At 41.5% G+C, this 12188-nt stretch carries 6 protein-coding genes; 5 read left to right on the forward strand and 1 reads right to left on the reverse strand.

Annotated features, from left to right (window positions below; all coding sequences use genetic code 11):
• Positions 1 to 93 precede the first annotated feature (93 nt).
• Positions 94 to 1353 carry a PepSY-associated TM helix domain-containing protein gene (locus J4N24_RS15515; protein WP_207534610.1) on the reverse strand — a complete coding sequence of 420 codons (1260 nt, stop codon included), beginning with the start codon at positions 1351 to 1353 and terminating at the stop codon, positions 94 to 96.
• 198 nt (positions 1354 to 1551) lie between these two features.
• Between J4N24_RS15515 and J4N24_RS15520 the strand changes: the two genes are divergently transcribed.
• From J4N24_RS15520 to J4N24_RS15540, 5 genes are all read left to right on the forward strand, one after another.
• The gene (locus J4N24_RS15520) at positions 1552 to 4068 is read left to right on the forward strand and encodes a TonB-dependent receptor (protein WP_207534611.1); all 2517 of its coding nucleotides are present in this window, start codon (positions 1552 to 1554) and stop codon (positions 4066 to 4068) included.
• 410 nt (positions 4069 to 4478) lie between these two features.
• The gene (locus J4N24_RS15525; protein WP_207534612.1) at positions 4479 to 7718 is read left to right on the forward strand and encodes a SusC/RagA family TonB-linked outer membrane protein; all 3240 of its coding nucleotides are present in this window, start codon (positions 4479 to 4481) and stop codon (positions 7716 to 7718) included.
• A 12-nt stretch (positions 7719 to 7730) separates the two neighbouring features.
• Complete coding sequence (locus J4N24_RS15530) at positions 7731 to 9653, forward strand: RagB/SusD family nutrient uptake outer membrane protein (protein WP_207534613.1); 1923 nt, start codon at positions 7731 to 7733, stop codon at positions 9651 to 9653.
• Positions 9654 to 9676: 23 nt separating this feature from the next.
• Complete coding sequence (locus J4N24_RS15535; protein ID WP_242691654.1) at positions 9677 to 10951, forward strand: DUF5000 domain-containing lipoprotein; 1275 nt, start codon at positions 9677 to 9679, stop codon at positions 10949 to 10951.
• 21 nt (positions 10952 to 10972) lie between these two features.
• Positions 10973 to 12178, forward strand: coding sequence for a DUF4998 domain-containing protein (locus tag J4N24_RS15540; RefSeq protein ID WP_207534614.1), 1206 nt, complete (start codon positions 10973 to 10975; stop codon positions 12176 to 12178).
• The last annotated feature ends 10 nt before the right edge of the window (positions 12179 to 12188 follow it).

Here is a 12188-nt window from a genome sequence, read left to right on the forward strand (position 1 = left end):
ATCAGAAATACTACGGTTTTTTCCATAGTCATCCTGAACCAGAGATCAGCTTAGACATAGTAGGAAACATGTATGTTAGTTTGGACGGAATATCTATTTCTGTAATGCATTGCTCTGTAAGACTGGCATAGGTCGTCTTAATTTTACTTTCGGCAGTTCAGCGGTTCCAACTGATTTTTCCGGAGTATTTGTTGTCGTATTCCTTGACTTCTTTTCTTTTTTATTCTTGCCGAATTTCCTTCCCCACCAGACCATGAAACCGGTGACAGGTAAGCTTGCTCCAATAAGGGCTGCAAGGAATGCCAAGACTTTCCCTGGGAACCCAAGGATACTCCCAACGTGTATGTCGTAATTCATCTTGCGCAACTTCTGTCCGGATGAGGCCTCGTCAAATGAAATATCATAAACATCAGAGCTGTTGAGGGCTTTTAGGGTATGTTGGTCGAACTTGTAACTCCTGCTATTATAGAATTGCCCTTTATCCGGGTAAACGGTTACGGAAATTACTGATTTAGGCTTTGCGGTATCAGGAAAAGAATAATAAAAGCCTTCAGCCTTTGGATGTTTGTTCAACACTTGTTTGAAAGCTATATCAATTGCCTGCTCTGGTTTGAAGTGGAGGTTGGCCTGGACAGAGTCTGAAGAAAGCTTGCCTCGTTCAGGTAAGGTTTGACCACCTGTTGTTACCCAATACAAACCTTTGCTATACCATTCAATTCCCCATACCATTCCTGTCAATGCAATACAGAGGAGAAAAAGCAAGGAATAAAATCCTAATACATTGTGAAGGTCAAGGTTAACCCGTTTGAAGGATGCTCCCCATTTAATTTTAAAACTTTTGGCACGAGTTGTTTTATTCCATTTCTTGGGCCACCACCATATAAGACCAGTGATCAACAGGACCACAAAAATAAGGGTTGAATAATTAACGATCTTTCGTCCTATTTCAAAAGGTAACCAAAGTGCTCTGTGTCCATTTAGTATAAACCTGAAGAAGTCGAAATCTCCTTTTTTAACCTCTATTTTATCAACCACTTCACCTGTATACGGATTAAGTTTTAATGTTGCGCCGCCCTTTTTTCGTTCCCCTAGGCCAATATCGATTGTTCTTCCCTGTTGGTAAGTAGCATAAGATACCTTCATCCCAGGGAATTGTGAGTTTGCAATTTTTATCAATTGAGATGGCTTAAGTACAGAGCTTTCTTGTTTAGGAATATTGGTTTTTGGTTCAGTAAGTGCTGTTATCTCTTCATTAAAAACCCAAATGCAGCCTGTTATGCAAACAATCAGCACTACAATTCCCGATGCGAGACCAAGCCATAAGTGGAGCCAGCTATTTACTTTCCTGAACATGCTATTTAGATTAATTTTAAACAGCGGCAAATATAGAGCATCTTTCAATGTTTCGAAATGTTATTTAGATTAATTCTAATAAATTTATTCTTTTATTTGGATTTATTCTAAATACCCGTACTTTCGCAGCCAGTTACACAAGAGTTCGCTGTCTTGTGGCACACCGAATTATCGGTCATCCCTAAAAAATAAAGAGTAATGCAATTTAAAAGAGTACTATTATTAGGTGCATTATGCACCTGCGCCCTTACGAATAATTTGAATGCGGGGGAAAAGAAGACTAGTTTGTATTCAATGGCGTATGAGAAAAATTTACCAGAGGAAGAGCAGCAATATGGGGTAGTGCGGGGAAAGATTAAGACCTCTGACGGAAATGCAGCTTCCTATGTATCCGTAAAGTTGAAGGGGACTAAGTTTGGAGCTATATCAAATGAAAAAGGAGAGTATCAGATAAAAAGAGTTCCGGCAGGAGATTATACTCTTGTAGTGTCGGGAGTGGGACTTGTTTCTAAAGAAAAACAGATAGCCGTAAGTCCTAAAGGTATAGTGATGGCAGACTTTACGTTAGACGAGGATCACTCTCAGCTGGCGGAAGTACAGATCACCAGCCGGAAGAATAAGTTTAAGGAGGATAAAGTATCCTCTTCACTTAGGTTACAGTCACCTCTAATTGAAGTACCTCAAAATATAAAGGTTGTAAATCAAAAGCTGATTGCAGATCAATTGGTATTTGATGTTGTTGATGGAGTAACCAGAAACGTGAGTGGTACTATAAGAACGGGTCACTGGGACGCGCAATATGCCAATATCTCTACCCGTGGTACTACTATCCCCGCGTTTAGAAATGGTATGAATATGAAAATGCCCTGGGGACCATTAACAGAAGATGCGGCAACTATCGAACGGATTGAATTTGTGAAAGGTCCGTCAGGATTTATGATGGCCAATGGAGAACCTGGGGGGATATACAATATCGTAACGAAAAAGCCTACAGGACAAAATCGCAGTTCAGTAACTTTAAGCGGGGGGGGCTATGGTTTAGGTCGTGCGGCCATCGACTTGGACGGTAAATTATCACGTGATGGACGTCTGCTATTCCGCTTGAATGCAGCTGCCCAAACAAAAGGAAGTTACAATAAATTCAACTATACGGACAAGTATGTGATTGCACCGGTATTAAGTTACCAGCTTGATTCAAATACCCTGATCACGGCAGAGTATACCACTCAACGGGTAGAGGCACAAGCCCTGGGTACTTATGGTTTCTCACCTAAAGGTCTTGGAGCGACTGATCCAAGCTTTTTTATAGGCGATCCTACCCTGGATCCGAACAAACTGTTCGATCATAATGCTACTTTTTATTTTAGTCATAATTTAAACAAAACATGGAAAGTGAATTCTCAGGTAGCGTACGTAAAATACGGATTAGCTGGTGGAACGCCATGGCCATCTACTATTGCTGAAAATGGAGATATGAAACGCTATCTGAACATAAGTGAAGAGCTGGCAATTAACAAGAATGCACAGTTAAGTATAATGGGAGATGTAGAGACTGGAAGCGTAATTCACAGGATAATGACCGGAGTAGATTACGGGAATTTGAAAACATGGGGAGATTTTGCAAGTACGAGAGTAGCTGATCTGCAGCTTACTGGTGATGCTATTTTTAATATTTATAACCCTGTTTACGGTTCTTTGGCAAATCCTCCTTCTTTTGACCGCTCTAAGAGTATAAAAATTCGTTCTGCATTAGCTGCAAATCTTCCTTATCTTACTAATCTTACTTACACCGGAGCATATTTGCAAGACGAGATTCGAATGATTGATGAGAAGCTCCGTTTGACACTTGCAGGACGTTATACTCATGCTGTAACAGTAGGAAAGTCAAATGCAACCCAAATTTCTGATAATGCTTTTAGTCCGAGAGTTGGCTTAAGTTATTCCATTACGAAGAATTTTTCTGCTTATACCCTGTACGATCAGAGTTTCCTTCCCCAATCAGGACAAGACATAGAAGGAAATATTTTCAAACCTGTTGAAGGTAACAATATAGAATTTGGTGTGAAAAAGGATTGGTTTGATGGTAAGTGGAATGCTGTTGCAGCTATATATCAAATTACTAAGGAAAATGTGTTGACAAGCGACCCTAGATCAGGTCAGCTCATTGACCCTAATAATCCTAGTGCTGGAGTTTATGGTAATTATAGTATACAGACAGGACAACAACAATTTAAAGGTGTTGAGCTAGATATCTCAGGGGAGATTACTAGAGGCCTTAATGTAGTCTTAAATTATGCTTACACGGATGCCCGGGTAAGCAAAGATACCAGGGCTGATTATATCAAAAGACATACGCCCAACTCGGTGGATCATATCACCAATGGCTGGCTTTCGTATAGGTATACTAAGCAAGGCTCTGTGTTAGATGGTTTTGGTCTGACAGGCGGTTACCAGATTCAGCTCGGAAGACACGCTGGTACTATTGCAGCTCCGTTAGCATTACCAGATTACTATCGCTTTGACGCAGGGGCAAGTTACGAGAGAGGTAAATTCAGTATTTCTTGTCTTGTTAACAATTTGTTGGATCGCAGACTTCTGACTCAAGGATCGTTTACAAATGTCGCTAACCCGACTGCGACATCAGTATCCTACTATACATACATCTATGAGGTCCCAAGAAATGCAAGAGTGAGCGTCTCCTATAGATTTAAGTAAGCTTATTTTTAAGCCCAATCGTTGGATATGAACTTAGTCATCTGACAAAAATAATGGGCTAACATTCATTTTAGTTGAGCAGAAAAACAGCATGTACTTTGTACGGCTGTTTTTTGTTTTTACAACAGTTTTATTTTCATGTCAGTGTCCTTGACTGCTGGCTCCTATGGACGCTGACGCTCCCTTTACCTTTGCTCTATTATTGTTTAATTTCTGTTAACATTCCATTAAACCTTCGTTATCAACTACCGATAACTTCACTCTGTAACTTAGGCTATACAGTTCTGATTCAAATCATTTAACAATTTAGCCCGGGTATTATATGACATAGCAGCCATTTTTTCCTCTCCAACAGACCCTTGATAAGATCAAGTAGGTCCTGCTAATAATTAACAAATTCATCAAGTATTATGGAAAAACTTTACAAGAGCCAATGGCTGTCAGGCCATCCAAAGGCAAGCATTTTTTGCTTCCTTACATTTTTTTTCATCGTGTTAAGCTCTTCATCTATCCTGGCTCAAAGCAGAGACTCGATAAGGATAACAGGTATAGTAAAAGATTCTACCGGTTTGGGGCTTCCGGGTGTTAACTTATCTTTTGCCAATGGAAGATCCAGAGGTACGGTTTCAGATCTGAATGGAAAGTTTAAGCTTGTTGCCAGGGAGGGTGATGTTGTTTCTTTAAGCTACATCGGATTTCAAACAACAAGTTTCACTGTAAGTGCTGCAAAACCTTTTGTAGAAATCCTGATGCAACCTGATGCTGCAGGTTTAAAAGAAGTAGTGATCACTGCATTTGGTAAAAAAGAGCGCAAAGAAGCAGTAGTGGGATCTGTGACAACAATTAATCCCGGACAACTAAAAATTCCATCGAGTAATTTAACAAATGCCCTTGCTGGCCAGGTAGCAGGTGTTGTAGCATATCAACGTAGCGGACAACCTGGGTTAGATAATTCCACTTTCTTCATCCGGGGGGTAACTACGTTTGGATATAAGCAGGACCCTCTTATCCTGGTGGATAATATCGAGCTCAGTGCTACTGATATGGCGCGCCTCCAGGTGGACGATATCGCCAGCTTCTCTATTTTAAAGGATGCAAGTGCGACATCTTTATATGGAGCCCGTGGAGCGAATGGGGTCATCCTGATCACAACGAAGGAGGGCGCTGAAGGAAAGGCAAAGGTAAATTTAAGGTACGAGAATTCTATTTCTGCCCCAACTCAGACACTTCAGATTGCGGATCCTATAACATACATGAAGATGTATAATGAAGCAATAGTAACAAGAAGTCCGCTAGCTCAACCGATGTTTTCTCAGAATGACATCTTTAACAGGCAGCAAACCATGGCGAATGCTGCGGGCAGCAACAAGTATATGTATCCTGCGGTAAACTGGCTGGATGAATTATTTAAAGACAGGACAAACAACCAGCGTTTAAACGCCAGTGTTAGTGGTGGAGGAAAGATTGCGAGGTATTTTATCTCATCCAGCTACAATCTGGATAATGGTATTCTGAAAGTAAGTTCTGTAAATGACTTTAATAACAACGTTAAGCTTGAGAACTTTCAGTTACGCTCAAACGTCAATATAAATCTTACTCCTACCACTGAAGCAGTAGTACGGCTTTCAGGAAATTTTGATGAATATAACGGACCCTTAACCTCTGATGGCTCATTTGCCTCGGATCTATATTATAAGGCCCTTCATACAAGTCCCGTTCTCTTTCCTGCTTATTTTCCCGACGATCCTTCAACTGCTCAGGAAACTCATATACTTTTTGGAAACAGAGCGGAAGGCAGTACTGGCACTCAGGTTGCCTATACCAATCCTTATGCAGATATGATGAAAGGGTATCAATCCTTTTCCCGATCAAGGATGTCTGCGCAGCTTGAATTTCACCAAAAGCTCGACTTTTTTACGAAGGGTTTAAGCTTCCGTGGATTATTTAATACCAATCGCTATTCATACTTCGACCTCACCCGACAGTACAAGCCTTTCTTTTACAACGCCATCAATTATGACAGGCTGGCAAATTCCTATTCACTTAACTGGATCAACAATGGTAACGGACAGGCAGCGGAATACCTGAATTATATACCGGGATCTAAGGATATTAATACTGATATCTACCTGCAGGGCATTCTTGATTATAACAGGGATTTGGGCAAGAGTCACAACATAAGCGGAACTCTAATTGCGACCAGGCAACAACGCCTGTATGCAAATGCTGCCGACCCTTTTAATCCCGCCGAGCCAAGCATCCAGTATTCACTTCCTTACCGGAATCTGGGCTTATCAGGAAGGGCGAGTTATTCGTATGCAAGCCGCTACTTTCTTGAATTCAACTTTGGCTACAATGGTTCCGAGCGTTTTGCAGAAAAAAACCGGTTCGGATTTTTTCCTACAATCGGAGGGGCATGGATAATTTCGAAGGAGAATTTCTGGACAGGCATGATAGCAGATGTTTTCAACAGAGTAAAACTGCGGGCAAGTCATGGGCTGGTTGGTAATGATGCAATTGGAGCTCAAAGGTTCTTCTACCTCTCCGAAGTTAAGCTTGATGGGGGTAACCCGGCATGGTTTGGCCAAAATAATGGGACGGTAAGACCGGGAGTAAGCATATCGAATTATCCAAACGAGGATGTAAGCTGGGAGACTTCCAGACAAACTAACCTCGGCTTAGAAATGACGGTATTGAATAGCCTGAATATAATAGCAGAAGTATATAAGCAGCACCGTTATAACATTCTTATGTCAAGGGCTTATACTCCAGCCTCTCTTGGCCTTGAAGCACCGATAAGTGCTAATATTGGTACTGCCGATTCGAAAGGGATAGATCTTTCAGCTGATTATAATAAAAATTTCAGCAATGGTTTTCGCCTGGGAGGACGAGCAAACTTCACTTTTACTCAAAACCGGTACGGAGATTATGAACAGCCCGCCTACGAAGAGCCCTGGAGAATATTATCAGGACAGAAAATAGGAGTGCGGTGGGGTTATATTGCTGAACGCCTTTTTGTGGATGATAAAGAAGCTGCTGCTTCTCCAAGTCAACTATTCGGCGCAGGATCAGTCGGGCCTAAAGGTGGTGATATAAAATACCGCGATATGAATGGTGATGGAAAGATCACAAATGCCGATCAGGTATTCCTTGGACTTCCTTCTACACCTGAGATCGTTTACGGAATGGGGCTTTCGATGGGCTTTAAACAATTTGACCTTTCTGCATTCTTCCAAGGTTTAGGTCGGACTAATTTCTTTATTGATCCATCACAAGTAAGTCCCTTTTTAGAAGACCGGCAGGTGTTACAATCTATTGCCAAGGATTACTGGTCTGAAGATAATCCTAATTTCTATGCGAAGTACCCTCGTCTTGGTACCACCTCAGCTGAGTTAAGCAATAATTTTCAAACCAGCAGCTGGTGGATGAGAGATGGTGCTTTCCTTCGCTTAAAGTCACTAGAAATAGGATATACCCTGCCAAAAAAGCTAGCCAGAAAATTATTCCTTGCGAACTGCCGCCTCTATATGAATGGCCTGAATCTGGCCACGTTTAGCCGGTTCAAAGAATGGGATCCCGAGCTGGCAGCAAACGGCTTCAGTTATCCCGTGCAGAAAGTATACAACTTTGGTATTAACGTCAATCTTTAAGAAGAACCTGATATGAGATTTTCAAAAATAGTATGCACGATCATAGTGTGTTGTGCTGCTTTACTAAATGGTTGTAAAGAGTATTTAGATGTCACACCCGATAATATAGCGACTATAGATTATGCTTTTAGGAACAGGAACGAAGCGGAAAATTATTTGTTCACCTGCTACTCGACATTGCAAAAGTTGAACAATGTTATCGCTAATCCCTCTTTCACAACTTCTGGAGAGATTTATTTTCCAAATGACCTTACTGAACCAACTTTGGGCAGCAGGCAGAACGAAATAGGCTTTCACCTGATAAGAGGTTCGCAAACCACTGATGATCCGGCTTTAAATTACTGGAATGGAACTCAACTTGGAGAACCTTTGTATAAGGCAATCAGACGATGTAATATTTTTCTGGATAATATAAATAAACCAACTGATCTTCCTGAGTTTGAGAGGAACAGGTGGATTGCGGAGGTGAAGTTTTTGAAAGCCTACTACCATTATTATCTCCTGAGAATGTATGGTCCCATCCACCTTATTAAGGAGAACCTTTCTATAAATGCAGAAACCGATGAAGTTCGTTTAAAAAGAGTACCAGTGGATGAGGCCTTCAGCTATATTATAGAGCTTATAAACGAAGCTACGCCGAATTTGCCACCTACTATTCAAGATCAGGCGCGGAGCCTTGGAAGGATCACTCAACTGATAGCCCTTTCGTTGAAGGCTGAGATCCTGACTACCCAGGCTAGCCCCTTTTTTAACGGAAACCCTGACTATGCTAATTTCAGGGATAAAGAAGGAGTTCGACTTTTTCCAGATTACGACGCTAATAAATGGAAATTGGCCATGGAGGCTTGCAATGCCGCTGTAGAAGCTTGTGAGGGACAAAATATGCGTTTGTATGAATTTATTCCACCAGGTAACCTTCCAGCATTGCCTGCAGAATTGAGAAAGGTAATGGATATCCGTCAGAGTGTTACAGAGAACTGGAACATTAATCCCGAAATTATTTGGGCCCTGAATACAACTTTTGATTATCAGGGAATGGCAATGCCTCGAGTAAGTACAGGCATGGTTCAGAATATGGGCGCTGCACCGGGAAATTTTGCCGTTCCGATAGGTGTAGCGGAACTCTTCTATACTAGAAATGGTGTTCCAATAAATGAGGATAAAACTTATGATTACCGGGGGCGGTTCACTATTCTAAATGTACCTGAAGAAGAGAAAAATTATCTGAGGGAGGGCTATGAAACTGTTAAGTTACATACAGGCAGGGAGCCCCGCTTTTATGCAGATCTATCTTTTGATGGCAGCAATTACTTTGGCAACGGTATTACTAATCCGGGTAGCATGGCTTTTGTACAAGCAAGAGGATCGGCCTCTCTGGCAGGACCTAAAGACAATATCCGGGTTAACGTGACGGGTTATTGGCCCACCAAGCTTGTGCACTACCAGTCTGCATTTGGTACTGAGGTCTCTCAGGTACCTTTCCGTCTGCCTTTAATACGTCTTGCAGGTTTGTATCTCCTGTATGCAGAAACGATCAATGAAGTGAACGGACCAACTGCAGATGCTTATAAATATATCGACAAAGTTAGACAGAGAGCCGCCTTAAAAGGAGTTGAGGAGTCTTGGTCCTTGTATTCCAACAATCCTGGAAAAGCAACAACTAAGGACGGATTGAGACAGATAATACAGCAGGAAAGGCGAATTGAACTTTGCTTTGAAGGTGGGATTGGTTGGGATCTTCGCAGATGGAAAACGATGCAACAAGTATTAAGCAAGCCCATTCAGGGATGGAATATTCGCGAATCAGACCCTCTTGGTTATTATAGGCAAAGGACTCTGCTGATTCCCGTTTTTGGCCTTCGGGACTACCTCTGGCCAATAGATTATGATGAATTGATAATTAACCCAAATCTGGTTCAAAACCCGTACTGGTAATAGTATCACTTAATTAAGATCAGATGATGAATACAAATGGAACGATGCTGTTGACCCGCATCCTTAAATACTTGCCTGTTGCTTTTTTTGTTGTACAGGTGTTCTTCCTGCAGTCGTGTAAAGAGAGTGAAGATTTTAATGAGGTTGTTAGCAAGGATCAATCCAAGCCCGGAGTTGTAACTTCTATAAAGGTTAGCAATTACTCGGGCGGGGCCTTGATCAATTACACTCTTCCGAATACTAAAAACCTTCTGTATATAATGGCTGAATATCAGATTAATGATAAGGTGGTTAGAAAATCAGTTTCGAGCTATTATAGCGATACTATAAGAGTAGAAGGTTTTGCAAAAAGTGGAGAGTATGATGTAAAACTTTACTCTGTTTCAAGAGCTAATGTTCAATCCGACCCTGTGATTGTCAAGGTTCATCCGGAAACACCTTCATATCTCGTTTCCTATCCCACGGTAGCTATTCAAACTGATTTTGGTGGGGTTAACGTTACTGCCCGCAATCCACACAAAAAAGCAATTGGAGTGATCGTAATTTCTGATGACAAGGAATCAGGTAAAATGCTTCCTGTTGAACAGTATTACACAGAGGCAGAAAATATAAACTTTAGTGTCAGGGGATTTGATACGCTTCAAAGAAATTTTGGAGTGTATATTACTGATCGCTGGGGTAATGTTTCGGATACACTGGTGCAAAAGATCACGCCATTATATGAAACCCTGCTTCCTAAAGACAGGTTTAGCGAATATCGGCTTCCTAGTGATTCGCAACTGGGAGCAACAGGACTAGGTTGGAATACTACGCGGCTTTGGGATAATAATACGAACGATCCGGGATGGCATACAGAAGCAGGTTTGGGTAAACCACTTCAAATATGCACTTTCGATATGGGAGTTAAAGCAAAGCTAAGCCGGTACAAATTATGGGAGCGCGGCTCCGCCTATGGCAATGACTATTCCTACGGTCATGGAAATCCTAAATCATGGACCCTTTGGGGATCTGCTGTTGCTAATCCCCGGGATACAGAACTACCCGTAAATTCTGTGGTGGGGCAGGTGGTTGGTGACTGGATCAACTTGGGCAACTTTGACTGTCCTCCTCCTCCTTCAGGAAACCCACCGGGACAAACAACTCCACAAGATCTTGCGGCGGTTCAGGCTGGATTTGAGTTTAATTTTCCAATCTCAGCTCCAAAAGTAAGGTATATACGCCTGGCAGTGCGGAGTACCTGGGGTAATACAGACTTTGCCCATGTAACCGAAGTGGCCTTCTTTGGTAATACCAAGTAAAATTCATTAATCAGCATTCCAATGAAAGTAAAAATATATCTATTAGCCGCTTTCCTACTACTATTGTTAGGTATTAGTTGCAGTAAGGATGCCTTAGACTATCAGAATTATTTAAACGATACCGAGAAGGTATATCCTGGTTTCCCGGCCAATATAAAGGCCTTGTCTGGAAATTACCGTGTTAAGCTGGAGTGGAACCCTAGTCCGGATCCTACGGTTGTTAAATACAAAATCTTCTGGAACTCACGGGCAGATTCGATGGAGTTTTCTTCTAACAATCATAATCCTGCGGAAACGGTGTCAGTAATCATTCCAAACCTAACAGAGTATACCTACTCTTTCACCATTTATTCTTATGATTCCGAAGGAAACCGGTCTGTTCCAGTTAACGTTAATAATGTTAAAGTTTATGGAGATAGTTACAAGTCGGGGTTGACAAATCGCTTCCTAAGCACTACTCAACCTTATACGCTTACCGGAAACAGTATTATACTTAACTTCCTTGAGCCTGATACCATCAATACAGGAACGCTTATTAACTATACATTGATTAATGGTACAGAAGCAAGTGCTACCCTGGCGCCTGATCAAAGTTCCATCAGATTGGATAACTATAAGGCAGGAACTAAGATTTATTACCAGTCTGGTTATATTCCGGTGCGTGGCTCAATAGATAATTTCACACCGGCAACCCGGGATTCGATCACAAATATTCTTATTCCTCTTGACAAAAGCACTTTTACTGGTATAAAACTCCCTAATGATGTGGGAACTTATAGCAGTGAAACTAGTTTAAGTAAATTGTGGAATGGTAATACATCGCCTACCGGTTATCCCAATATTTTCCATAGTGATGGAAGTCATCCTTTACCACATCATTTCACCTTTGATCTTGGAAAACCTTATGCAAATCTCTCTCAATTTGAAATAATAGGAAGGGACTGTTGCAATAATCCGACAAAGTTTGAGATCTGGGGGATTGCCGATTTAACAGGCGCAATTACCACTCTGTCTGGAAATGATGAGGGATGGAAACAAGAGTCGCAGCAGAAGGGATGGGTGCTTCTGAAAGAAGTGAGCCGTTCGGATGATGGAATTGGACCTTATAAAGTAGCTCTTGGGCCAAACCTCCCTCCTGTGAGCTACATTAGAATTCGTGTGCTGGAGAACGCAAGTGGAGACCCTAACTATAGTAATATCAGCGAAATAACCTTCTGGCAAAAATAACACGCACAAT

The organism is Desertivirga arenae (genome assembly GCF_017355785.1).
Taxonomy (GTDB): domain Bacteria; phylum Bacteroidota; class Bacteroidia; order Sphingobacteriales; family Sphingobacteriaceae; genus Desertivirga; species Desertivirga arenae.